This window comes from Dyella sp. SYSU CM1112 (assembly GCF_058216415.1).
In genome coordinates, this window is sequence record NZ_JBZEGI010000005.1 from 166,618 (window position 1) to 190,876 (window position 24,259).

The following is a 24,259-nucleotide window of genomic DNA, read 5'->3' on the forward strand; positions in this document are numbered from 1 at the left end:
GAGAGGTCGGGCGCTACGCTCGCCTCATCAGGAATCTCATATCCATGCGCAAGCTTCCGCTCGCCATCGCCCTTGCCGCACTATTGCTCGGCAGTGCCAACGCTGCCGACCACAAGGACAAAACAGCCTCGAACGAGGCGACGCCCGACGCCGCACTCTTGCAGCCACAGGCCTCGACGACCGAAGGTTCGGTTTCGGTCGAAGGCAAGCGCATCGCATACAAAGCCGTGGCCGGCACACTCGTGCTGCATGGGAAGGGTGGCAAGGAAAACGAGCCCACGGTCAGCATGTTTTATGTGGCGTATTTCAAGAAAGATGCCGATCCCTCCAAGCGCCCTATCACCTTCATCTACAACGGCGGCCCGGGTTCGGCGACAGTCTGGCTGCATATGGGCGCGTTCGGACCTCGGCGCGTGCTGACCAAGGACGACACGCATACGCCGGCAGCACCGTATCAACTGGTCAACAACGATTACAGCTTGCTGGATGCATCGGACGTCGTCTTCATTGATGCGCCAGGCTCGGGCTTCAGCCGCCTGATCGCGAACGATGCCGATCCGTCCAAGCGCGAAGCGCAGATGAAGGATCGGCAGAAAGAGATCTACAGCGTCGATGGCGATGGGCACGCGTTCGCCCAGTTCATCACGCAGTTCCTGTCGCGCTATGGCCGCTGGAATTCGCCGAAATACCTGTTTGGCGAAAGCTATGGCACCACGCGTTCCGCGGTACTGGCCAATGATCTGGAAAATGAGAACAGCGTCGATCTCAATGGTGTGATCCTGCTTTCCCAGATTCTCAACTTCGATACGAGCATCGACGGTCCGGACCAGAATCCAGGCGTGGATCTGCCCTATGAACTGGCGCTGCCGACGTATGCCGCGACGGCTTACTACCATCACAAACTGCCGCAGCAGCCAGCCGCATTGCAGCCGTTCCTGCAGGAAGTCGAGCAATTTGCGTTGGGCGACTATGCCGAGGCGATGCTGCAGGGATCTCGCCTGGACGATGCACGCAAGCAGGCCATTGCGGAAAAATTGCATCAATACACCGGCCTCCCGGTGAGCTATCTGCTGAAGGCAAACCTGCGCGTGACGGGCGGCATGTTCGAACACGAACTGCTGGGCGATGATGGCGACACGACCGGGCGGCTGGATACGCGTTTCGCGGGTCCCTCGCTCGATCCGCTCGGCAAGGAGGCCGAATACGATCCGCAGTCCTCGGCGATCAGTTCCGCCTATATCGCGGCATTCAACGATTACGTGCGCAAGGACCTGAAATACGGCCAAAACCAGGTTTATCGCGAATTTGCCGATATCAAGGAATGGGGGTTCAAGCACAACGGCCACGATGGTGCCGTGAACGTCATGCCGGACCTGGCCAACGCCATGAAGACCAATCCGGACCTGAAAATCCTGCTCAACGGTGGTTACTACGATCTCGCCACGCCGTTCTTCGCGGCCGACTACGAGATGCACCACATGCCTATTTCACCCGCATTGATGAACAACATCCGTTACGAATGGTACCCATCCGGGCATATGGTGTACGCGCACGTGGCCTCGCTGAAGTTGCTGCATGACAACGTGGCGCGTTTCATCGAGCAGACCGATAACGTGAGCACGCATTGATTCCCTGTCCGGCGTTGCAAGTGGCGTCGCGGAGGCGTCACTCGCGGACGGCTTGGTCATCCTTGGTCCCCGCGAGAGCGGGAACCAAGCACCTTGTCATATCGCCAAAGACGCCGGCCCCGGCTCTCGCCGGGGCAACCAGGCGGTAACATGCCGACTGTCTTTCTGGAGTCCACGCATGCGCGCCCTCATCGATCGCTACATCGACGCCTACAACCGCATCGACGTCGGTGCCATGCTCGCCACAACGCACAGCGAGGTGATCTTTGAAAACTACACGGCAGGCGTGCTGAGTGTTCGCACCGTCGGTATCCACGAGCTGCGTCATCTGGCCGAAAGCTCCCGCCATTTGTTTTCGGCGCGTCGGCAAACCATCACTGGCTACCACGAAGACGAGGGCGTGGCCTACGTGCAAATTTATTTCGAGGGCACCTTCGCCGTCGACCTGCCCAACGGCATTCGCGCCGGACAGAGCATCGCCTTGCATGGACGCAGCGAATATCGCGGGCGTGATGGCTTGCTGATTTACATCGCCGACTTCAGCGATTGACTGGAATCATCCCTGGTCGGATCACCGATGCACATACGTCACATCGCTGGTGCCGTCCGGTTCCGGCCGACGTAGCAAGGCGTTATACCAACGGCGCTGCTGGACAAGGTCGCTTTCGATCAGCCATTGCGGTTTATGGGCAACCAAGGCGGCAACGGGCACGCCGTCTTCGTAAAGTACGCGTGTGCCAGCCAGGGCGGGCAGGCGGTCGCCGGCGAGCACGGTGCCGACGAGGTTGAGGGGATCGCTGCCACTGAGGCATACGCACAACTGTTCCGGATCACGCTGACGTACGGTGCGTAGGTGGGCAATCGCTTCGGGCAGGGCGAATTGTTCGCCGACCAGACCTTCCACAAAACGTCCGCCACGGATTTCGCCGCGGGCTTCGAGGCGATGGTAGATGCGCAGCAGTTCGCGCCAGGAAGGCAGCCATGGCGCTTCGCGTTCCAGCAGCTTCCAGAAGACAACACCGTAGCGGCGCAGCAGGACGCGGGCGATGTGTTCGATGGGATCGTCGGGAGCGGTGCTGTCACGCGAGGAAGTCCCCTCGCCCTTGGCTTCTGCTCGCGGGGGAGAGGAGGTCTGTCGTCGTACATGCGACCAACGCCCTGCATCTTCGATTTCGCTCAGTGTGTGTCGGCGCACGCGACGATGACGCGGCGATTCGCGTTTGGCCGCAGGTGTGAGCAAGGCGCGCAGGCCGGCGAAGCTGTCGGCGGTGACGCGCCCGGCAGACACCAGCTCACCAAGGGCATCTTCCAGTTCGGTGCGCAGCAGATGCGCCGCATCGATCAGCTCGTCGAAGAACAGGGCGCCATGCGAAGCCAGTGCGTCGGCCACTGCCTGTGCGCGTGAGGAAAGCAGCGTTTCCTGCTCGCGGTTGCGATCCGCCATGGACGTCCAGATGTTCAGCTGCCGCCGCGGCAGCAACACGATGGGCGTGGCACGTACGGGCCCTCCACTGCCGCCGCCGCTACGCAGGCGATTCCAGCCGAAGCGGCCCGCGCGGCAAAGTTCGTCGAGCCAGCGGCTGGAATAGTCCTCGATGCGAGAGGCCAGTAATTCACTTTCCCAGGCACCGGCTGCGGCTTCGAAACCTTCGAGTTGTTGAAGCACGGCATGGAGCGCGTCGGGACCGTGACGTTTCGTGCCCGGTGTGGTGTGCTGCCATTCGAGCAGGAAGCGCATCAGGTCCCGGCGGCTGACAGGCTCGATTTCGCGCCGCAGACGCCCGATGGTGTAGCGATGGATGCGTGCGAGCAGATGGCGTTCGCACCACTCTGTGTCGCTGGCATCGGGCGTGAAATGCCCCTGCATTACGTAGCCTTCGGATTGCAGGCGGATCAGCGCGAGATCGATGTCGGTGGCGTCCACCTGCATCGAGGCGGCCAACGCGGCGACGGTGCTGGGACCGAGACCGGCGAGGCGTCCGCGCACGAGTTCAATCAACGCATCTTCGCGCGACCACCCCTGCGCGCCGAATTCGGCGGGGGCGGCGATAGGGGGATGCAGCGCGGCGTCGTTATGCACGGCTTGCCACATCGGCAACTTCTCGGCGCAGATCCATAGGCCCTGCTCTCCCTGCGGGTGGGCGGCTGGGAGGGACGTGCTCGAACTTGCGGCAGGATCAGCGGCTTCACTCCACGCCGAGGCTTCTCCGTTGCGTGCAGAGGAAGGCGCGAAAAGCGTCGCCCGTTGGGATTTGGCGAGCTTGTGCAGCCAGTCGAGCCAACCGGCATTCGACTCGGCTTCTTCGGCGGTGACGAAGCCGAGCACGTTGAGCGCTTCATGCATTTCGTCCGTGCTGCGTACGTCAGGCCACGCTTCGCTGCGTACCGCAGCGATGGCTTCCGGATCGAGACGCGCCAGGTCGTCGGTGTCTTCGATGCCGTTCCAGTGGCGTGTCTGCACGGCGCGCGTGCGACGCTCTTCCAATGGCGCGTCGTCAAGAAACGCATAAGGTGCCGCGTTGAGGATTTCGCTGGCGAGCGGACTGGGCGCGGTGAGGTCGCGTGCGACGACGGTGATGGCGCCCGACTCCAGACTTTTGAGGATGCCGAGCAGGCCGTCAACGTCCATCGCTTCGCGCAGGCAGTCGTACAAGGTCTGGTTGACCAGCGGATGGTCGGGAATGTGTCGTTCGCCGGTGATGTTTTCCAGGCAGGCCACCTGATCGGGAAAAACCGTCGCGAGCAGGTCTTCGCTCTTCATCCGCTGCAATGGCGCCGGTACTTTCTTGCCGCCCGCATAACGCGGGAGAGCCAGTGAAGTGACGGCGTTCCAGCGCCAACGAACCGGAAACAGCGGTGCGTCGAGCAAGGCTTGCACCAGCACATGTTCGGCGCTGTTGCTATGCAGATAACGCGCGACTTCGATCAATGGAAAACTGTGGCTGGTGGACAGCGACAACACGATTGCATTCTCGGTTGCCGCGGCTTGCAATTCGAAATTGAACTGGCGGCAAAAGCGTTTGCGCAGCGCCAATCCCCACGCTTTGTTGATGCGACTGCCCCAGGGTGTATGGATCACTAACTGGGTGCCGCCGGATTCGTCGAAGAAACGTTCGAATACCAGCGTGGATTGCGTAGGCATCGCGCCGAGCGCGGCTTTGGCCTTGGCCAGGTACTCCACGATCTGTTGGGCAGCGGATTCGTTCAAGCCGAGTGTGCCGCGCAGCCAGTCGAAGGCCGCTTGCACGCCGCCCGCATCGATGCGGGTCGATACCTCTTCGCGCAGGCGCGATACACCCAGCGACAATTCGTTGCTGCGACCCGGCGCCTCGCCCAGCCAGAAAGGGATGCTCGGTGGCGCACCCTGGGCATCTTCCACCCGCACGCGGTCGCGCTCCACGCGCAAGATGCGGTAACTGGTGTTACCGAGCTGAAAGATGTCGCCGGCCATGCTTTCGACCGCGAAATCTTCGTTGACCGTGCCGACGATGACGGCTTGCGGTTCGAGCACGACGAGGTAATCGGCGGTATCGGGAATGGTGCCGCCGGAGGTGACGGCTGTGAGCCGTGCGCCACGCCGTGCGCGAAGCTCATGATGCACGGCGTCGCGATGGACATAGGCTGCACGTGCACCGCGCCGGGTAGTGAATCCATCGGCGAGCATGCGTACGGTTGCGTTGAACTGCTCGCGGGTCAGCGAGCGATAGGGATAGGCGCGACGCACGAGATCGAACAGCGCGTTTTCATCCCATTCGGCGCACGCCACTTCGGCGACGATCTGCTGTGCCAGTACGTCGAGCGGCTGTGGCGGTTGCACCAGCGTATCGAGTTCGCCGCGACGTACGCAGTCAAGTAGGGCGGCGCATTCGACCAGATCGTCACGGCTGCTTGGGAACAGACGCGCCTTCGGCGTGCCGTTCACGGCATGGCCGGAGCGACCGGCGCGCTGCAGGAAGGCGGCGATGGAGCGCGGCGAAGAGAGCTGGCCTACGAGGTCCACATCGCCGATATCGATGCCGAGTTCCAGCGATGCGGTGGCGACCAGTACTTTTAGATCACCGCGCTTCAATCGTTGCTCGGCATCCAGCCTTTGTTCCTTTGCGAGGCTGCCATGATGGGCGGCGACGACCTCGTGTCCCAGTCGTTCCGACAAATGCCGCGCCACGCGCTCGGCCATGCGCCGCGTGTTCACGAAGACCAAGGTGGTGCGATGCTGTTCGACCAACTGCGCAAGCTGGTTGTAGACCAGCTCCCAGGTGTCGTTGGACATCACGGCTTCCAACGGTACCGGTGGAACCTCGATAGCGAGATCGCGCGCTCGCGTGTGACCAACGTCGATGATGGTGCAGCGGGTGCCCGGCTCTTTTGTTGAGAGCCCCGGCTCTTCTCCAAGGAGTGCAGAGGAAGGTGCGGGCACTCTTGCGAAGAGATCTGCAATAAATGGTTGAGGTTCGCTGGAGATGTCTGGCGACGCTTGTTCCTCATCGGCGCTTTCTTCCCGCAGAGGAGCGGGTGCCAAGCCGGTGCCCTCGCCTATCAGGAACTTTGCGACGTCTTCGATCGGTTTTTGCGTTGCAGACAGGCCGATGCGCTGCAAGGGCCGCTGGCACAAGGCTTCCAACCGTTCCAGGGTGAGCGCGAGATGCGCGCCGCGCTTGCTGGTCGCCACCGCATGAATTTCGTCGACGATCACGCTGCGCACGCTTTTAAGCATCTCGCGCCCGGACAGCGACCCCATCAGCACGTATAGCGATTCGGGGGTCGTGACCAGGATATGCGGCGGGGCCTTGCGCATCAGGCTGCGTTCGGCCTGCGGTGTGTCGCCCGTGCGCACGGCGGTGCGGATCGGCGCATCCGGCTGCCCGTGTTTTTCCAGTTCGGCGCGAATCCCTTCGAGCGGTGCTTCGAGATTGATATGGATGTCGTTTGACAATGCCTTCAACGGCGAGACGTACACCACCCGCGTTTCATCCGGCAAGGTGCCGCCGCGCGTGACACTTTCCCGCACCAGCTGATCGATGGCAGCGAGGAAGGCCGTGAGGGTTTTACCCGAGCCGGTGGGCGCCGCGACCAGGACATGTCGCCCTGCCCTGATGGCCGGCCAGGCGGCTGCCTGTGCGGAGGTAGGTGCAGGGAACGTGGCTTCGAACCACGCAGAAACGGCGGGATGGAAATCGTGCAAGGACATGGGCAATGGCCCGCCAGGATGCGGGTGCGGTACGTCGATCATACATAGGGACCGGTTGTAGCGCGGTAAAGGGCCAGCCCTGGCTGCCGGCGTCCCGCTTCGCTGGCTTAGAGCATGCTCGGACGCGGCGGTCTCATTCGGTGAGATCGCCGCGCTGGTTGTTCATGCATGTGGCCATGGCATGCCGGTGAGCTGTTCCGAAACCTGCCACAACCGTTCCGCCAGCGGCCTGTCGTGGGCTTTCTTGCCGATCTTTGCACGGCCAACCGGGCCTTTCAGTTCGAAAGAGTATTGCGGACCGTAGTAGCCCATCTTCTGCGCATCCGGGGAAGCCGCGGCAAACAGCGTGGGCAATGCGCCTTCGGCAGCTGATTGCGAAAGTATCGGTTCCAGCAACGAACCGAATTTGCGCGGGGTGTCGCGGCCCAGGTTCGGACCGCTGTGCTGCAGGCCGGTGCGCGCGTAGCCGGGATGACAGGCATTGCTCATCAGGCCCCAGCCACTCGCATCGCTGCGCCGCTGCAGTTCGAATGCGAACATCAGCAGGGCGAGTTTGGATTGCGCATAGGCTCGCCATGGATGGTAACGCTGCTCCCATTGCAGATCGTCGAAATGGATGGCCGCGAGCAGACGGTGTGCGGCACTGCTGACATTCACCACCCGTGGCTGCTGTCCCGAACGCAACAGCGGCAGCATGTGATGCGTAAGTACGAAATGGCCGAGGTAGTTGGTTCCGAACTGGAGTTCGAATCCATCCTTCGTGACGAAGCGGCGCGGCGGTACCATCACGCCGGCATTGTTGATCAGCACGTCGAGGGCTGTGTATTCGCTTTTGAACTGCTGTGCGAATACCGCCACGGACGCGAGATCGGCCAGATCGAGATGCATGTAGCGGATAAGCGCCTGCGGATGCTGCGCGCGGATTCCTGACAGGGCGGCCTCGCCTTTAGCGTGGTTACGGCCGGTCAACACGACTTGCGCGCCCGCGCCGGCCAGCGCCAGCGCGGCTTCCCAACCGATGCCTCCGGTAGCCCCGGTGATCACGGCAACGCGCCCGTGCTGCGGTGGTATATCGCGGACAGTCCACGAGGTGCTCATGGCCGTTGTTTCTCGAAGGACATGTTCGGCAGCGGTCCAGCGTCGTCGAAATCGGTGGAAAGACTGACGGCTTGCCAGTGTTCTGCGTCGGCGCGCCTTGCCCCATCTACCTGCTGGAAGAAGTGCACGGCATCGCTGCCCAGCAGCAGATGCTCGGGGGGTGCCGGATGCTCGGCCAATTGCAGAATGACCTTCGCCACCTTGTCCGGATCGCCAACTTCATGGCCGATGTATTCGGCCAGCCGCGCCATCAGCATGCCGACGGACGCTTGATAATCCGGCCAAAGTTCCGGCACCGCGCCGCGTGCGATTTCGCCCCAGTTCGTACGCATGCCGCCTGGCTCCAGGGCGGTGACCTTGATGCCCAGCGGCCCTACTTCCTTGGCCAGCACCTCGGTGAAGCCGCCTACCGCCCATTTCGCGGATTGGTAGGCGCTGAGTCCCGGGGTGCCCATGCGGCCACCTACCGAAGAGATCTGGATGATGTGGCCGGAGCGTTGTTTGCGCATGATCGGCAGCGCGGCGCGGGTAAGGTTCACCACGCCGAAGAAATTGGTTTCGATCTGAGCGCGAAAATCCGCTGCGGATGTCTGCTCGAACGGCGTGACATGGCCGTAGCCGGCATTGTTGACCAGTACGTCCAGGCGGCCGAAAGCCGAAACGGCGGTGTCGATGGCCGCACGCGCAGCGGCGGCATCCGTCACATCCAGTGATACGGTGCGGATGCGGTCGCCGTGCTGATCGGCCAAATCCTTGAGCCGTTCGGGCTGGCGCGCGGTAGCGACCAGGGAATGGCCGGCGGCGAGCACGGCTTCGGCGATGTGGCGGCCGAGGCCGCGTGCACTACCTGTAATCAACCAGACTTTCGACATAACGTTCTCCTGAGACTGTGATTTAATTGAGTGTGTACACACTCATAACTTGGGTAAAACGAAACTCAATGTTTAGCTACCGCCGCCCAGAACGCTTCAAAACCGGCGTGCCGGTAGCGTTCGGACGACGCCGGTTCGCGCAAGATGAATTCCATCGTGGTTTCCGCCAGCGAGCTCAAAATGGCACCGACGAATGAGGGTGGCTGATCTTTCAGGACGCCACCAGCAAGGCTTTCCTGCATCAGGGCGTTGATCTGGGCAAAGCCGGCCATGCCCGCTTCCCGGCTTTGCGGGCTAATCCGTTCCGAGACGGAAAGCTGTGAGAGCGCCTTGCGCTTCAAGGGATTGGCGACACCCCAATCTACATAGCGATCCCAGACGTGGCGGGCTCGCACGGCCATGCGTTCGGCCGCCGGATAGTCTTCCAGCATGGCGGCGCGCAGCTCCGACTTCAGATCCAGATAGAGCTGATTGAGCAGCGCATCCTTGTTTTCGAAGTATGTGAAGAGGCTGCCTTCGGCCACCCTCGCCTGTTTGGCGATCTTGGCGGTCGGCGCGCTGACGCCGTGCTCGGCGACCACCTCGGCGGCGGCTTCGAGAATGGCATTACGTTTGTCTTCGCTGCGGGGGCGGGCCATGACGGGAAATATGATTGAGTAAGTGCTCAATTATGGGGTAGCTTCCTACCCCACGCAAGGGCCGGTTGCCCAATCGATCAGGCTGCTCGCTGTCCAAAGTAGCGCGCCGGCGGGTGCCCAAAGCAGCGGCGGAACATGGCAATAAAGGCGCTGGTACTCGCATAGCCGAGGCCATCCGCCACCGCAGCCACGGGCAGGCCGTCGGCCAATTGTTCGAGTCCTTTGGTGAGGCGCGCTTGCTGGCGCCATTGCGCAAAACTGAGCGCGGTTTCTGCCCGAAACAATCGGCTTAGCGTGCGCGCGGACAGGCCGGCCCACGCCGCCCATTCTTCCAGGCTGCGATTGTCCTGCGGTTGCTCCAGCACGGCGGTGGCGATGCGTAGAAGGCGGCGATCGATAGGCATGGGCAAGTGCAGCGGTTCATGGGGGGCATGGCGAATTTCGTCCAGTAGCACCGTCATCACACACTCCTGCCGTTCGCTGAGCTCGGCATTCCATGTCCAGGAACTGGCTCGATGCACCAGTTCGCGCATCAGTGCATTGACGCCGATGACGCAAGGGCGATCGGGCAGACACCGACTGGTTTCCGGATGAAGAAAAACCCCCCAACCGCTCAATGGACCGCTGATGCTCACCTTGTGCAATTCGCCTGGCGGCATCCAGCCAGCACGGTGCGGCGGCAGCATCCAGGAACCGCGCTCGGTATGCACGTGTACCAGGCCGCTTTCCACGCAAAAGAATTGGCCGCGTGCATGGCTGTGCCAGTCATATTGCTGGGTGTCCTGCTTGTATTCGCTGACCGCCTCGCCTTCGTCCCAATAGGCGATCACGGACGGCCCATCGATGCGCTCGATAAGTTCGTAAAGCTCCTGCTTGGTCTGCTGCATGGCCGATTCTCGACATTTTTTGTCCAAATAACGTTATCAGCTCGACCGGAGATTTGCCTAAGCTCTTCGCTATATCTGGTCGCCAGACCGGATGTCAGATACCGCTGCCGCCGCTCGCGGATCTTTTCTTGATGCATACCCAGGGGTCGCCGAGATTGCACGTGCCATGCATGTGCTTTGTCGGCGTGACGTGTCGGTCACGGCACGTCTCGTTCGTCCGTCTTTATGAGCGATACCTGATCGGTCCAGACCCAACACACACAACAACAAAGGAGAAGGCGATGTCCCCGATCCAACTGATTTCTTTGCAGTCCGAAGTATCCAAGTCTCCGCTGGAAGCGTTTGTGGCCTGTGCCCACCAGATGCTTGATCCGGCCACCCCGGAATCGGTACGCCGTGCGATGGAGCCCCGTCTGCTCGCGCAGTTGCCCGCCTTGCGAGCCCTGGGGGTGTTTGAGCTGTTCGAGCTGCGTGATCCGGCCTTGCGGGCCTGGCTCAACGACGAACTGGCCGAGCTGACTGCCCGGCCCCGGCAATAATTCATTTCTGTCCATTTGCTGAAACAATAGGTGCGCAACATATATTTGCCTTGACAAATATATTGGGGGCAATAAAATACCGCTCCCATGAACACAGGCTCGCTCATTCCCCCTACCGAACAGGAAAGCCTCGGCGTGCTGATCGGCCTCGTCCGCGTGGAGCTGGTACGTGGCGTCGAGGCGGAAATCGCGGCGAAAGGCCTCGATTTGCGCTTTACCCAATTCCTGATCCTCAAGCGCCTGGCCGTGCTGGGACCCATGACCGCGACCGAGCTGGCGCGCGCCGTGGAACTGGATGGTGGCGCCATGACGCGCCAGCTCGATCAGCTGGAGGGCAGGGGCTATCTGCGCCGTTGCCCGCATGAACAGGATCGGCGTGCCCTGCGTATCGAGCTGACGGATACCGGGAGCGCCCTATGGCAGGAATTGACGGGTTGCAATGAGCGCGTTCTGCAGGCGGCGCAGCGCTCGCTGAGCGATATCGAAAGAGAACGCCTGCACGACTACCTGGGGCGAGTGCTGCACGCGCTTCGAAACAAGAACTGATTCAACTTAACTTCGAGATTTAGCCATGCGTCTGCATATTTTTGCGGCAGCTGTCGGACTGACGTTCGCCCTTGCTGGTTGTGTCACCAGCAGCGGCCTGCATCCGGACGGTACGCTGACCGATCCCTCTTCGCTCAAGGCCGACCGCAGCCTGGCGAAGGTGCAGGTATCCGATGCGGCTTGGCCAAAACAGGATTGGTGGACCGGGCTGGGTGATCCCCAGCTCAACGCGCTGATCGCCGAGGCCCTGCACGATAACCCGACCCTGGCCATCGCCGATGCGCGTGCGCGCGAAGCGCAGGCGGCAGCGGGCGCCGCCGACGCGGCGCGCGAACCCTCGTTCGGCGTGGGTGGCAGCGTCGCAGAGGCGCAGATCCCCAAGTCCATCCCTTCGTTCGGAACAGATCACATCGCTGCGGCCAAATACGTCTACGGCAGCTTCAAGTGGAACCTCGATCTGTGGGGTGGGCAGCGCGCTGCGTGGGAATCCGCGCTGGGCCAACTGCGTGCTGCGGAAGTGGACGCGCAGGCCGCACGCATCGAATTGTCGACCAATGTCGCACGTGCGTACGTGCAGCTCGGTTATGCGTTTGCAGAGCAGGACGTGGCGCAAGCAGAACTGAAACGTGCCAGCGAGTCGCGCAATCTCACGCGTCAACGTGTGGCAGCCGGCATCGACAACCAGATGCAGCTCAAGCAGAGCGATTCCGAAGTCGCCAGCGCCGAAGGACAGGTCGCGCAAGCCAGCCGCGCCGTGGATGCGGCTCGCTCGGCTTTGTCAGTGTTGCTTGGCAAAGGACCCGACCGGGGCATGGAGATCGGTCGTCCGCAATTGCTGCCGCCAGGGGCGCTTAGCGTGCCGGGCAATCTGCCGTTGAATATCGTCGGTCATCGCGCCGATCTGGTAGCTGCGCGCTGGCGCGTCGAAGCGGCGGGCAAAGACATCAAGGCGGCCAAGACCCAGTTCCTGCCGAACGTCAACATCAGTGCCATGGTGGGTTTGATCGGTCTGGGCGGCGGCAATCTTTTCGCATTGCCGAACCGTTTCTATGACGTGGCGCCGGCCATCAGCTTGCCGATCTTCGACGGCGGCCGTCGCCGTTCCAATTTGAGCAGCAAGGATGCGCAATACGATCTTGCCGTCGCGCAATACAACAAGACGCTGGTAGCGGCCGTCAACGAAGTGTCCGACGACTACGACGCCATCGCGTCCACGCAGCAACAGATCGCCGCGCAGCAGCGTGCCGTCGATGCGGCGAATGATGCATGGAGCTTGGCCGAGCAGCGTTACAAGGCCGGCATCGGTAGTTATCTGGAGGCACTTAGCGTGCGCCAGGAACTGCTGGCTGCCGAGCAGCGCATGGCCGCCCTGCAGGCACAGCAGGTCGATCTCAATGTGCAACTGATCCAGGCGCTCGGCGGCGGCTTCCGTCCGCAGGCCGATGCCGAACTTTCCTTTCATTCTTCTTCTCATCGTTCCTGAGGCAGCCCCATGTCCAGTCCGAATCCCAATACCGCCGACGCGCCTGCCGTGCAGGCACCGCCCGCCAATAATCGGCGCGGCATCATGCTGCGGCTGCTGATGGTGTTGCTCGTTCTCGCCGCCATTGCGTGGACCATTTGGTACTTCGTCGATGGCCGCTGGTACGAAGGTACCGACGACGCGTACGTCAATGGCAACATCGTGCAAATCACGCCGCGCATCGCCGGCACCGTCATCAGCATCGGTGCAGATGATGGCGACCTGGTGAAGCAGGGTGATGTACTGGTGCAGCTCGATAAATCCGACGCGGACGTCGAACTGCAGCGCGCCGCCGCCAATCTCGCCAACACGGTGCGCCGCGTGCGTGGCCTGTACAGCACGGTGTCGGGTGCGCAAGCACAGGTCGCGGTGGAAAAGGTCGCGCTGCAGAAAGCGCAGGCCGACTATAACCGCCGCCGCGATCTCGCCAGGACGGGCGCGATTTCCGCCGAGGAACTGGCGCATGCCCGCGATGCACTGACTGCGACCGAGAGCGCGCTGACCACTTCCGAGCAGCAGTTGCAGACCAACAAGGTGCTGGTGGACGACACGGTGGTCGCCTCGCATCCCGACGTCAAAGCGGCGGCTGCCCAATACCGCGCCGCCTATCTTGATGACGTGCGTACGGTGATGGTGGCGCCGGTGACCGGCTATGTCGCCAAGCGCACCGTGCAGGTTGGCCAGCGCGTGCAACCGGGACTGGCATTGATGGCCGTGGTGCCGTTGCACCAGGTGTGGGTCGATGCGAACTTCAAGGAAACCCAGCTTACGCACATGCGCATCGGGCAGCCGGTGGAAATCACCTCTGACGTCTATGGCAGCTCGGTGACGTACAAGGGCCAGGTGGAAAGCCTCGGCGTGGGTACGGGCAGTGCGTTCTCGCTGCTGCCTGCGCAGAACGCTACCGGCAACTGGATCAAGATCGTGCAGCGCATTCCGGTGCGCGTGGTGTTCACCGATCCCTCGCAGCTCGATAAGTACCCGCTGCGCATCGGCATGTCGCTTGATACCGAAGTGAATCTGCACAATCAGAACGGACCGATGCTGTCGCAGACACCGCGTACCGAACCGTTGTTCAGCACGGATGTGTATCAAAACCAGTTCGCTGCCGCGAACCGGCAGATCGAGCAGATCATCCACGCGAACATGGGTGGCCATTGAGCCTCGCATTTTTCCCTCTCCCCGCGAAGGGGAGGGGGATCTAGGTCAGATACCGACTTATGAATACCCATTTCCGTCCGCCCAACCTGGTTCTTGCGACGATCGGCTTGTCGCTGGCCACGTTCATGCAGGTGCTGGACACCACGATCGCCAACGTGTCATTGCCGACCATTGCCGGCAACCTCGGCGTGAGCCAGGACCAAAGCACCTGGGTGATCACTTCGTTTGCAGTGAGCAATGCGATTGCGTTGCCACTCACCGGCTTTCTCACGCGCCGTTTCGGTGAAGTGAAGCTGTTCGTGTGGGCTACCCTGCTGTTTTCGCTGGCCTCGTTTCTCTGTGGCATCGCGCAGAGCATGAGCATGCTCATCCTGTTCCGCACCATCCAGGGTGCGGTGGCAGGCCCGATGTATCCCATCACGCAGGCCTTGCTCATTTCGATCTATCCGCCGGCAAAGCGAAGCATGGCACTGGCGTTGCTCGCGATGGTCACGGTGGTGGCGCCAATCGCCGGCCCGATTCTTGGCGGTTGGATCACCGACAACTATACCTGGCCGTGGATCTTCTTCATCAACGTACCCATCGGTATTTTTGCCAGTTCCGTAGTGGCAAACCAGATGCGCTTGCGTGAAGTGGTGACGCAGCGGCCACAGATCGACTACGTCGGCTTGATCACCCTGGTGGTCGGCGTAGGGGCACTGCAGGTCGTGTTGGACAAGGGCAACGATGATGACTGGTTCAACTCTACCTTCATCGTGATCACGGCGATCGTCTCGGCCATTGCCATCGTGATCTTCCTGATTTGGGAGTTGACCGATAAAGACCCCATTGTCGATCTGAAGCTGTTCCGGCACCGCAACTTCCGCATGGGCACGATAGCCCTGGTATTGGCGTACGCGGCATTTTTCGCAATCGGCTTGTTGGTGCCCCAATGGTTACAGTTGAATCTGGGTTACACCGCTACCTGGGCCGGTTTCGCAACAGCGCCGCTCGGAGTATTGCCGGTGCTGTTGACGTTCATCGTGGGCAAATACGCCACCCGATTCGATCTGCGCCTGTTGACCAGCGGAGCGTTCGTGATCATGGGCGCTACCTGTTTCCTGCGCGCGGATTTCTATATAGGCATCGACTTTGAGCATGTCGCGTTAGTGCAATTGCTGCAAGGATTGGGCGTGGCCTTCTTCTTCATGCCGGTCACTACCATCCTCTTATCGGATTTGCTGCCACATGAAATTGCTGCGGGCGGTGGTGTTGCCACGTTCTTAAGAACGGTCGGCGCGAGCTTCTCTGCTTCGCTCACTACTTTCCTGTGGCAGCGTCGCGGTGTTCTGCATCATGCACATCTTACCGAGCAGATCACGCCTTATAACCCGACTGTGCAACAGGCCGTAAGCAAGACGGGTGATTCCCAAACGGTAATGGCGATGCTCAATCAATCGATCACCTTGCAGGGATTGCAGATCTCCTTTAACGAAATCTTCTATGCCCTAGGCTGGATCTTTCTCTCGTTAATTGTGGTGATCTGGATGGCCAAGCCGCCGTTTGCGGCGAAAGCCGGAGCAGGAGCGGGCGGCCACTAAGTCGCCGGTTCCTTCCACAGGTGTATTCGCCACTTCACGTATGCGAATGTCCCGCCCAGGCATGATTGGGTTATTACGCGAAAGCGGGCATCCGCACGGTTTACCGGTGAATCGATTGAACTGAGTGATTCATCTTTTGCAGAGGGCGAGCACAGCGGCCCTCTAAGCATCGCCAGTAACACGATGATGCCAAAAGCGGCCCCGAATGGGGCCGTTGTCTTATCTGGAAGGAAGCGTCGAATCAGAACGTGACACCGGGCACCGCCATCGTTTCGCTGTAGCCGTCCATATCGCCGAGGCCAATCTGTCGCTCGAACCGAGCGGGCAAAGGTATCGCGCAGGCAACAGATTTGGGTTGTTGAGTCAGCAGTTGGCGAGCGTCAGTACAGATGGCAATTCACAATCGGACATCAAAGGGTGCATCGGGCGAAAGCGGCAAGCCCTGTGTGCTAACGGCTGATATAGGGCGAAGCTGGTTAAGCAATGTGACACGGAAGGCGCATCCGTGCGTTGATGATTTCCGATGGTCAATCCATCGTTTGCTTCAATGAACATCTTTCGTCATGACACCCAGGTAGGGCAGCGCCATGGAGAAATCACAGCTATCAGGAGAATCGGCTTGCGGACCCTGGAAGCAACAACGGCCCCATTCGGGGCCGTTGTTTTATCAGGAAAGAAGCGTTGAATCAGAACGCGATGCCGACGACCGCCATCGTCTCGCCGCGATTCGGTTCGTGGATGCCTGCGTTGGAAATGTGCCGAACGCCCACGCTCCAATGATCGCCCTGATAGCCGACCGTGGTCGTGAATTCGAAGGCGCTGCTCAGTGCCGCGGTGCGGCCGGTATGCACCGTAGGTTGTTCGCTGATGAAGAGCCGGCGATACCACGCATCGGCAGGGCCATAGTGGAAACGCACGCCGCCTGCGAGCAATCCGATGTCATCGCGAGTGGTATAGCGCGCGCTGTCGAAGCGCTTGAGATCGCGACCGCCGATCCAGCCAACCGTGATGTCCGGCGACCAACTGAAATTGCTGCTGCCGATCTGATATGGATCGAAGATGACTTCGCCGAACGCTGCGGGGGTGCTGTAGCTGTCCATGTAGCTGACGCCACCCTGCAGCTCGAAACGTGCAGCCAGGGCAGGGAAGGCTGGCAAGGCGAACATCAGCACGGCCGCGGCGCTGCGTGTGAGGGGATGCATGCGCATTCGAGTTACCTATGAAGAGATGTGCAACGTTTGTGTACTTACAAGTTTACAAAATACTTACACCCGATTTCCAGCGATATTTGTGGCATTTCCGGCAACTCACTGTTGCGCGTGGACGTGCCTAAAAGCGAAAGCCTGGCGTAAGCAAATGGCGACACGAAACGACGCGCCGCCAGCGCAGATACCCGTATCGGGCGGCCGCTATATGGTGGGTCGCAGCGTGTTTGCAATGGGTCTCGGCAATCTGCGCCAGATTAGGCGGAGTGTCGTTACTGGGCCTTCAATGTCTTGGACGCCAGGCACTGCGCGATATCCAGGAAGGCACGCACCATCGGATCGCTGGCATCGTCGCGATAGATCGCCCATACCGCGGTGGAAGCTTCCGTGTCCGCAACCGGCCGGTAGACCACGTTCTCCACCATCATGCGCTGTACGGAACCGGGTAATACGGCAACGCCGAAGCCGCCCGAGATCAGCCCGATGATGGTGGGAAGCTCGCGTACCTCATAAAGAATGCGAGGGCTGAAACCGGCCCGGGTACACAGCGCGATCACTTCATCGTAAAGCCGCACCCCCAGGCTGCGCTGATAAAAGATGAAATCTTCATCGGCCAGTTCGCGGATACCAATGGGGCCTGTTCCGGTGGCGAGCGGGTTGCTGGAATGCATCACCACTGTCAGCGAATCTTTGAACAGCTCGATGGACCTGATACCGTCGGGTAGCGCTTCCGGCCGAATCACGCCGACATCGATGAGGCCCTGCTCCAGCGCATCGATCTGATGCGAAGTAGCCATTTCGTGGATCAGTAGCCGAACGTCGGGCAAGCGCTCGCGAAACCGCGCCAGGACACGGGGCACAACCACCGTAAATGGTCCGGATGACATCAGTCCCAGGTGCAATTCGCCCAATTCGCCGCGCTGCGAGCGAGCAACGGATTCCGCAGCGCGTTCGGCCTGGGTCAGCAGCGTGCGCGCACGTGGCAACAGCGCATTGCCTGCGCTGCTCAACGCAATGCCGCGTCCTTTGCGCTCGAAGAGTTTTGCGCCCAGGCGCAGTTCAAGCGCATGGATCTGCTGGCTCAGCGGCGGCTGCGAAATGCCCAATCGTTCAGCCGCACGGCCGAAATGAAGTTCGTCCGCGACCGCGACGAAATACTTCAGATGCCGCAGTTCCAGATATTCATTCGTCATGCGTATCGAGCCATTCGAGATGCTGTATCGATCTTAGCAAGTCGTACAACTAACCTTCACGCCCAAGCCTTCCCAGCATCCTCGCACGGCCGTGCGGAGACGCTTGGCGGGTTTTCCGCGGTGGCCTTTCCCCGGGCATCGTTTCCCGTGATAACCGGAAGTTTGCATGTAGCGGAGTACGTGGCCGCTGGCAGCGGTTGCGACGTACCTCGGTATGCTGCGCGATGCCGCAGCGGCAGCCCGAACGGCTTCGCTTCAATCCTGGAGTAGATCCACATGCTGAGGATTGTACGGCTTGCGCTCGAGCGGCCTTATACGTTCGTCGTTCTCGCGCTGCTGATCCTGATCGTCGGGCCGCTTGCGGCACTGCGTACGCCTACCGATATTTTCCCGGATATCAAGATTCCAGTGATTGCCGTGGTATGGCAGTACACGGGTCTCCCGCCGGACCAGATGGCCGGGCGTATTTCTTCGCCGTTCGAGCGCGTGCTCACCACCACCGTCAACGATGTCGAACACATCGAAGCCAAGTCGATCGCCGGCTACGGCATCATCAAGATCTTCTTCCAGCCCAATGTCAACATCGCCACCGCCAACGCGCAGGTCACGGCGGTGTCGCAAACCTTGCTCAAGCAGCTGCCGCCGGGCATCACGCCGCCGCTGATCCTCAATTACAACGCCTCGACCGTGCCGATCCTGCAGCTCGCGCTGTCGGGCAAGGGCTTGACCGAACAGAACCTGGGCGACCTCGGCCTCAATATCCTGCGCCCCCAGCTAGTGTCGGTGGCAGGCGCTGCGATTCCGTATCCCTACGGCGGCAAGACGCGCCAGGTGCAGATCGACGTCGACTCGGCGGCGCTGCAAGCGCGTGGCCTGTCCGCGCAAGACGTGGCCAACGCATTGGCTGCCCAGAACCTGATCATTCCGGTCGGTACCGAAAAGATCGGCAAGTTCGAGTACACCTTGAACCTCAACAACTCGCCCTCCGACATCAACGAGCTGGGCAACCTGCCGATCAAACAGGTCAACGGCACCACTATTTACATTCGCGATGTGGCGCACGTGCGCGACGGCTCGCCGCCGCAGACCAATATCGTGCATGTAGATGGCCACCGTTCGGTGCTGCTGAGCGTGTTGAAAAACGGTTCGGCGTCGACGCTGGCGATTGTGGCGGGTATCAAGCAACGCCTGGCCGACAGTCGCGGCATCCTGCCGGATAACCTCAAGGTGACGCCGATCGGCGATCAATCGCTGTTCGTGCGTGCGGCGATCACCGGTGTGGCGCGCGAAGGCGTGATTGCCGCGGCGCTCACCAGCCTGATGATCCTGTTGTTCCTCGGCAGCTGGCGCTCCACCGTCATCATCGCCGTATCGATTCCCCTCGCCATTCTCGGCGCCATTGCATTGCTGTCCGCAGCAGGGGAGACGCTCAACATCATGACGCTGGGCGGTCTCGCGCTGGCGGTGGGCATTCTGGTGGACGACGCCACGGTGACCATCGAGAACATCAACTGGCATCTTGAACACGGCAAGGACGTGGAAACGTCGATCATCGACGGCGCCAAGCAGATCGTGACGCCGGCCTTCGTGTCGTTGCTGTGTATCTGTATCGTGTTCGTGCCGATGTTCTTCCTCGAAGGCGTCGCACGCTTCCTGTTCGTGCCCATGGCCGAAGCCGTGATGTTCGCCATGGTGTGTTCGTTCATCCTCTCGCGCACGCTGGTGCCGACGATGGCGAAGTACCTGCTGAAACCGCATGCGCCTCACGTCGATGGGCACAGCGATCACGTAACCGCGCCGCCGTCGCGCAATCCGCTGGTGCGTTTCCAGCGTGCGTTCTAAGCGCGCTTCGAACGCATCCGCGCTGTGTATCACGGCATGCTCGATCTGGCCTTGGAACATCGCAGGCCGTTCATAGTCGGCTTCCTCGCGTTCGTGCTGGTGTCGTTTTTGCTGGTGCCGTTCCTGGGGCGCAATTTCTTCCCCGAGGTGGATGGCGGGCAGATCCTGATGCATGTACGCGCACAGGTCGGCACGCGTGTGGAAGACACCGCCAACCTGTTCAACAGCATCGAGCAAACCGTGCACCGGGTGATTCCCGCCAACGAGCTGGGCACGGTGGTGGATAACATCGGCCTGTCCAACAGCGGTATCAACACCACCTATAACAACACTGGCTTGATTGGCGAACAGGACGGCGACATCCAGATCGCGCTCAACGAAGGCCATCGTCCGACCGCTGAGTATGTGCGCAAGCTGCGCGAGATCCTGCCGCGCGAATACCCCGGCGTCACTTTTTCGTTCCCGCCAGCCGACATCGTCAGCCAGATCTTGAACTTCGGCTCGCCGGCACCGATCGACCTGCAGATTCGCGGTCCGAACCTCGCCGCCAACTTTGCTTACGCCGACACCTTGCTCAGCCAGATCAAGCACATTCCCGGCGTGGTAGATGCGCGCATCCAGGAGTCACAGGCCAATCCCGGCTTCGACGTGAATGTCGACCGCACCCAGGCGCAGCTGCTGGGTATCACTGAGCGCGATATCACCAATAGCCTGGTGGTGAATCTTGCCGGTTCCAGCCAGGTGGCGCCGACGTTCTGGTTGAATCCGGCCAACGGCGTGTCGTATCCGATCGTGATGCAGACGCCGCAATATGCCCTCGACAACTTGGCACAATTGCGCAACCTGCCCATCAACGGCAGCAACGGGCAAGCACAGGTATTGGGTGGCGTCGTCACGCTCAAGCGCGACAACAGCAATGCCGTGGTCGATCAATACGACATTCAATCCGTCGTGCAGATCTACGCCGCCACGCAGGATCGCGATCTCGGCGCAGTGGCTTCCGACGTGCAGAAGCTGATCGACGCTACCGCCAAACAGAAGCCGAAAGGTTCGCATGTGGTGCTGCTGGGCCAGGTGCAAACCATGAACAGCGCTTTCTCCGGTCTGTTGTTCGGCCTGCTTGGCGCGGTAGTGCTGATCTATCTCCTGATCGTGGTCAACTTCCAGTCGTGGAGCGATCCCTTCGTGATCATCACCGCGCTGCCTGCCGCGTTGGCCGGCATCGTATGGATACTATTCGCCACGCACACACCGCTGTCGGTGCCCGCCCTGACCGGCGCGATCATGTGCATGGGTGTCGCCACCGCCAACTCCATCCTTGTGGTGAGCTTCTGCCGCGAGCGTCTGGCCGAACACGGTAATGCCACGGTGGCCGCGCTCGAAGCCGGCTTCACCCGTTTCCGCCCGGTCTGCATGACGGCACTGGCCATGATCATCGGCATGGCGCCGATGGCACTGGGCCTCGGCGAAGGCGGCGAACAAAACGCGCCGCTCGGCCGTGCCGTGATCGGCGGCTTGATCTTCGCCACCTGCGCCACCCTGCTATTCGTGCCGGTGGTATTCAGCATCATCCATGGGCGTCACAGCCACGCATCGAAGAAAGAAGCGGACGCTTCCGGAGAACCCAGCTATGTCGTCTGAAGCAACGATCCGTCCCTCCCAAAACCTGTCCAGGCGCGGACTGCGTCTGGCCGGGATCATCATCGCCATCCTCTTGGTGGCGATCGTCGTGATCGGTTTGATCACGCGGGCTACCCAGGCAAGCAGCCTGAAAACATGGACACAGCAACAGTCGATTCCCACGGTCAACGTGATCACGCCCGAAGCCGGCACCTCCGGCCCGGTGCTCGATTTGCCCGGCCGTGTGGAAGCCTATATACGCGCCCCGATCTTCGCGCAGGTCAGCGGCTACCTGAAGGATTGGAAGACCGATATCGGCGCTCGCGTGAAAGCCGGCGAGTTGCTGGGCGAAATTTCCACGCCGGAACTCGACCAGCAATTGCAGCAGGCACGTGCCGATCTGGCCAGCGCCAAAGCCAATGCCGACCTGGCCGAGATCACGGCCAAGCGTTGGCAAGCCATGCTTAGCAGTGACTCGGTTGCGCAGCAGGACGTCGACCAGCGCACCGCCGATTACACGGCTAAGATCGCACTGATGAAAGCGGCGCAGGCCAACGTCGATCGGCTGGAAGCCGCCAAAGCGTTCGCACGCATCGTGGCACCGTTCGACGGCGTGGTGACGGCGCGCGACACCGACGTCGGCGCCTTGATCAACGCAGGCGGCGGCACCGCGCCTGAGCTATTCGTCGTCTCCGACATCCACAAGTTGCGTGTCTACGTACAGGTACCGCAGCGCTATGGACCGTCGATCCGTCCGGGCAGCGACGCAGTATTGGTCGTCCCCGAATATCCGGGGCGCCAATTCCACGCGAAAGTCGTGGCCACTTCCAATGCGGTGAATGCGGCTTCGGGTACCACGCTGGTGCAGTTGCAGGTCGACAATAATGACGACGCCTTGATGCCGGGCAGTTTCGCCCATGTACGTTTCAACCTTCCGGTCGATACGACCGCGTTGCGCGTGCCGGCTAGTTCGTTGATTTTCGACAACGCAGGTCTGCGCATTGCCACCGTGGACGCAGCCGACAAGGTTGCCTTCAAGAAGGTGAGCATCCTTTACGACTATGGCAAGACGGTTGAAATCGGTTCGGGGCTGCAGACTGGCGATCGCGTGATCGACAGTCCGCCGGATGGCATCAAGGACGGCGATGCCGTGAAGATCGCAACCCAAGACGCGACGGCTAAACCCCATGAAAAAGCGTGATCTTGCCTTTGCCCTTGCCATCGGCGCATCGCTGACCGGCTGCTCACTGGCACCGGCCTATCATCCACCCGCCACGCCTTCGACGCAGGCTTACCGCGACACCGGCCCATGGACCATCGCGCAACCTTCCGACCGACAGCCGCGCGGGGACTGGTGGCATCTGTATGGCGAGGCCGAACTGGATGCGTTGCAGGCGAAGCTGCTTGCCAACAATGCCGACCTCGCCGCCGCATTGGCGCACTACCAACAAGCACAGGCATTCAGCGCGGAAGCGCGTTCGGAATTGTTTCCACAGATCGGACTCGGCGGTACCGGCGCGCGGCAACGCGAGTCCGCGCATCTGCCGCCGCTGCGCAATCCCACGGCGCCGTCCGACTACAACGCTTACACCGTCGGCGCGCAGGCCAGCTATGAAGTCGATCTTTGGGGCCGCGTGCGCAACACCGTCGAAGCGGGCCGCGATAATGCAGTGGCGGCGGCGGCGGATCTTGCTTCCGCACAGTTGAGTCTGCAGGCGCAGCTCGCCGACGACTACATGCAGGTACGCGGTCTCGATCAGCAGATCGCGTTGTTGCAGCAAACCATCCAAGCCTATGAAAAAGCGCTGAAACTCACGCAGACCTTGCATGCGGGAGGCATCGTTTCCGGCCTCGACGTGTCGCGTGCGCAGACGCAGTTATCCGATGCGCGCTCGCAGTGGTCGCAAACCGTTGCGCAGCGTGCCTTGATGCAGGACGCCATTGCCGTACTGGTTGGCGAGAATGCCGCCAACTTCAGTCTGCCCGAGGCCATCGAGCCGATCGCCATTCCGGCCATCCCGCTCGCCCTGCCGACGACACTGCTGCAGCGCCGCCCGGACATCGCGGGAGCGGAACGACGTGTAGCGGCTGCCAACGCCGGCATTGGCGTGGCGCGTGCTGCCTGGTTCCCTTCCTTGACGCTCGACGCGCAAGCCGGCTTCCAAAGTACGGGTTGGGCCAATTTGTTCACGGCGCCTGACCGGATCTGGGCGCTCGGCCCGACGCTTGCCTTCGATCTGTTCGACGGCGGCCTTCGCAAGGCCACCATTGCCGCTGCCAAGGCGCAGACCGATGAAGCCGGCGCCATGTATCGGGGTGTCGTGCTCGCGGCATTCCAGCAAGTGCAGGACAATCTCGCCCTGCTCGATCACCTTGGCTCGGCCAGCGCCGATCAAAAGGATGCCGCTGACGCTGCGCAACACGCGCTGGATCTGTCGATGACCCAATACAAACATGGCGCGGTGAGTTATCTGGACGTGGTGCAGGCGCAGACCGTCGCCCTGCAAGAACAACGCGGCCTGCTGCAGCTCGATACCCAGCGCCTGCGCGCCAGCGTGCAGCTCATTCGTGCCCTCGGCGGCGGCTGGTCGACGGAGCAGCTTGCGCAAAAATAATCGGCCGGTAAGCGTTCCTTTCCCTGGACGAGAGAAGGTCGGGTAGGGGAGTGCCATGCGACGCCGTGGCTCCTTTGCAGTCAGCCCATAAAGCCGTGCAAGAATAGGCAGACACCAAAGGATCC

The 24,259-nt window shown here is 61.3% G+C and carries 15 protein-coding genes and 3 pseudogenes; 10 read left to right on the forward strand and 8 right to left on the reverse strand.

What is annotated here, in order from left to right:
- The first annotated feature begins 44 nt into the window (after positions 1-44).
- Together AC4HNJ_RS09615 and AC4HNJ_RS09620 are read left to right on the forward strand one after the other, a co-directional pair.
- Positions 45-1,628: a S10 family peptidase gene (locus tag AC4HNJ_RS09615; RefSeq protein WP_490479343.1), complete on the forward strand. Its 1,584-nt coding sequence runs from the start codon at positions 45-47 to the stop codon at positions 1,626-1,628.
- 178 nt (positions 1,629-1,806) lie between these two features.
- Positions 1,807-2,178, forward strand: a complete 372-nt coding sequence (locus AC4HNJ_RS09620; RefSeq protein ID WP_490479344.1) for a nuclear transport factor 2 family protein — start codon at positions 1,807-1,809, stop codon at positions 2,176-2,178.
- Between the two features lie 21 nt (positions 2,179-2,199).
- On the opposite strand, the pseudogene AC4HNJ_RS09625 reads toward AC4HNJ_RS09620, so the two are convergent.
- From AC4HNJ_RS09625 to AC4HNJ_RS09650, 6 genes and pseudogenes are all read right to left on the reverse strand, one after another.
- Positions 2,200-5,976: pseudogene (locus tag AC4HNJ_RS09625) on the reverse strand (Lhr family helicase); the annotation flags it as partial.
- Positions 5,977-6,132: 156 nt separating this feature from the next.
- Positions 6,133-6,816, reverse strand: a pseudogene (locus AC4HNJ_RS09630) (DEAD/DEAH box helicase); the annotation flags it as partial.
- Between the two features lie 162 nt (positions 6,817-6,978).
- On the reverse strand, positions 6,979-7,914 hold the full coding sequence (locus AC4HNJ_RS09635; protein WP_490479345.1) for an SDR family oxidoreductase: 936 nt from the start codon (positions 7,912-7,914) through the stop codon (positions 6,979-6,981).
- Positions 7,911-8,786: an oxidoreductase gene (locus AC4HNJ_RS09640; RefSeq protein ID WP_490479346.1), complete on the reverse strand. Its 876-nt coding sequence runs from the start codon at positions 8,784-8,786 to the stop codon at positions 7,911-7,913. The genes AC4HNJ_RS09635 and AC4HNJ_RS09640 overlap by 4 nt, the downstream gene beginning before the upstream one ends.
- 65 nt (positions 8,787-8,851) lie before the next feature.
- Positions 8,852-9,424: a TetR/AcrR family transcriptional regulator gene (locus AC4HNJ_RS09645; RefSeq protein WP_490479347.1), complete on the reverse strand. Its 573-nt coding sequence runs from the start codon at positions 9,422-9,424 to the stop codon at positions 8,852-8,854.
- A 77-nt stretch (positions 9,425-9,501) separates the two neighbouring features.
- Positions 9,502-10,311 carry an AraC family transcriptional regulator gene (locus AC4HNJ_RS09650; protein WP_490479348.1) on the reverse strand — a complete coding sequence of 270 codons (810 nt, stop codon included), beginning with the start codon at positions 10,309-10,311 and terminating at the stop codon, positions 9,502-9,504.
- Between the two features lie 281 nt (positions 10,312-10,592).
- Between AC4HNJ_RS09650 and AC4HNJ_RS09655 the strand changes: the two genes are divergently transcribed.
- The 5 genes from AC4HNJ_RS09655 (at position 10,593) to AC4HNJ_RS09675 (ending at position 15,659) form a co-directional block, all read left to right on the forward strand.
- Positions 10,593-10,850: a hypothetical protein gene (locus AC4HNJ_RS09655; protein WP_490479349.1), complete on the forward strand. Its 258-nt coding sequence runs from the start codon at positions 10,593-10,595 to the stop codon at positions 10,848-10,850.
- 87 nt (positions 10,851-10,937) lie between these two features.
- Positions 10,938-11,396, forward strand: a complete 459-nt coding sequence (locus AC4HNJ_RS09660; protein WP_490479350.1) for a MarR family winged helix-turn-helix transcriptional regulator — start codon at positions 10,938-10,940, stop codon at positions 11,394-11,396.
- Between the two features lie 25 nt (positions 11,397-11,421).
- Positions 11,422-12,879: an efflux transporter outer membrane subunit gene (locus AC4HNJ_RS09665; protein WP_490479351.1), complete on the forward strand. Its 1,458-nt coding sequence runs from the start codon at positions 11,422-11,424 to the stop codon at positions 12,877-12,879.
- Between the two features lie 9 nt (positions 12,880-12,888).
- On the forward strand, positions 12,889-14,079 hold the full coding sequence (locus AC4HNJ_RS09670; RefSeq protein WP_490479352.1) for an EmrA/EmrK family multidrug efflux transporter periplasmic adaptor subunit: 1,191 nt from the start codon (positions 12,889-12,891) through the stop codon (positions 14,077-14,079).
- A gap of 59 nt (positions 14,080-14,138) precedes the next feature.
- Positions 14,139-15,659: a DHA2 family efflux MFS transporter permease subunit gene (locus AC4HNJ_RS09675; protein WP_490479353.1), complete on the forward strand. Its 1,521-nt coding sequence runs from the start codon at positions 14,139-14,141 to the stop codon at positions 15,657-15,659.
- Between the two features lie 686 nt (positions 15,660-16,345).
- On the opposite strand, the gene AC4HNJ_RS09680 is transcribed toward AC4HNJ_RS09675, so the two are convergent.
- Positions 16,346-16,861, reverse strand: coding sequence for an acyloxyacyl hydrolase (locus tag AC4HNJ_RS09680; protein WP_490479354.1), 516 nt, complete (start codon positions 16,859-16,861; stop codon positions 16,346-16,348).
- 275 nt (positions 16,862-17,136) lie between these two features.
- The gene (locus tag AC4HNJ_RS09685; RefSeq protein ID WP_490479355.1) at positions 17,137-18,057 is read right to left on the reverse strand and encodes a LysR substrate-binding domain-containing protein; all 921 of its coding nucleotides are present in this window, start codon (positions 18,055-18,057) and stop codon (positions 17,137-17,139) included.
- Between the two features lie 276 nt (positions 18,058-18,333).
- Between AC4HNJ_RS09685 and AC4HNJ_RS09690 the strand changes: the two are divergent.
- The 3 genes and pseudogenes from AC4HNJ_RS09690 (at position 18,334) to AC4HNJ_RS09700 (ending at position 24,134) form a co-directional block, all read left to right on the forward strand.
- A pseudogene (locus tag AC4HNJ_RS09690) lies at positions 18,334-21,540 on the forward strand (efflux RND transporter permease subunit).
- Complete coding sequence (locus AC4HNJ_RS09695; protein ID WP_490479356.1) at positions 21,530-22,720, forward strand: efflux RND transporter periplasmic adaptor subunit; 1,191 nt, start codon at positions 21,530-21,532, stop codon at positions 22,718-22,720. Before AC4HNJ_RS09690 ends, AC4HNJ_RS09695 begins: the two are co-directional and overlap by 11 nt.
- Positions 22,707-24,134 carry an efflux transporter outer membrane subunit gene (locus AC4HNJ_RS09700; RefSeq protein ID WP_490479357.1) on the forward strand — a complete coding sequence of 476 codons (1,428 nt, stop codon included), beginning with the start codon at positions 22,707-22,709 and terminating at the stop codon, positions 24,132-24,134. The genes AC4HNJ_RS09695 and AC4HNJ_RS09700 overlap by 14 nt, the downstream gene beginning before the upstream one ends.
- Positions 24,135-24,259 lie beyond the last annotated feature (125 nt).

Coding starts and splice junctions, on each gene's coding strand:
- AC4HNJ_RS09615 (WP_490479343.1), top strand. CDS start 45: ATGCGCAAGCTTCCGCTCGCCATCGCCCTTGCCGCACTATTGCTCGGC.
- AC4HNJ_RS09620 (WP_490479344.1), top strand. CDS start 1,807: ATGCGCGCCCTCATCGATCGCTACATCGACGCCTACAACCGCATCGAC.
- AC4HNJ_RS09635 (WP_490479345.1), bottom strand. CDS start 7,914: ATGAGCACCTCGTGGACTGTCCGCGATATACCACCGCAGCACGGGCGC.
- AC4HNJ_RS09640 (WP_490479346.1), bottom strand. CDS start 8,786: ATGTCGAAAGTCTGGTTGATTACAGGTAGTGCACGCGGCCTCGGCCGC.
- AC4HNJ_RS09645 (WP_490479347.1), bottom strand. CDS start 9,424: ATGGCCCGCCCCCGCAGCGAAGACAAACGTAATGCCATTCTCGAAGCC.
- AC4HNJ_RS09650 (WP_490479348.1), bottom strand. CDS start 10,311: ATGCAGCAGACCAAGCAGGAGCTTTACGAACTTATCGAGCGCATCGAT.
- AC4HNJ_RS09655 (WP_490479349.1), top strand. CDS start 10,593: ATGTCCCCGATCCAACTGATTTCTTTGCAGTCCGAAGTATCCAAGTCT.
- AC4HNJ_RS09660 (WP_490479350.1), top strand. CDS start 10,938: ATGAACACAGGCTCGCTCATTCCCCCTACCGAACAGGAAAGCCTCGGC.
- AC4HNJ_RS09665 (WP_490479351.1), top strand. CDS start 11,422: ATGCGTCTGCATATTTTTGCGGCAGCTGTCGGACTGACGTTCGCCCTT.
- AC4HNJ_RS09670 (WP_490479352.1), top strand. CDS start 12,889: ATGTCCAGTCCGAATCCCAATACCGCCGACGCGCCTGCCGTGCAGGCA.
- AC4HNJ_RS09675 (WP_490479353.1), top strand. CDS start 14,139: ATGAATACCCATTTCCGTCCGCCCAACCTGGTTCTTGCGACGATCGGC.
- AC4HNJ_RS09680 (WP_490479354.1), bottom strand. CDS start 16,861: ATGCATCCCCTCACACGCAGCGCCGCGGCCGTGCTGATGTTCGCCTTG.
- AC4HNJ_RS09685 (WP_490479355.1), bottom strand. CDS start 18,057: ATGACGAATGAATATCTGGAACTGCGGCATCTGAAGTATTTCGTCGCG.
- AC4HNJ_RS09695 (WP_490479356.1), top strand. CDS start 21,530: ATGTCGTCTGAAGCAACGATCCGTCCCTCCCAAAACCTGTCCAGGCGC.
- AC4HNJ_RS09700 (WP_490479357.1), top strand. CDS start 22,707: ATGAAAAAGCGTGATCTTGCCTTTGCCCTTGCCATCGGCGCATCGCTG.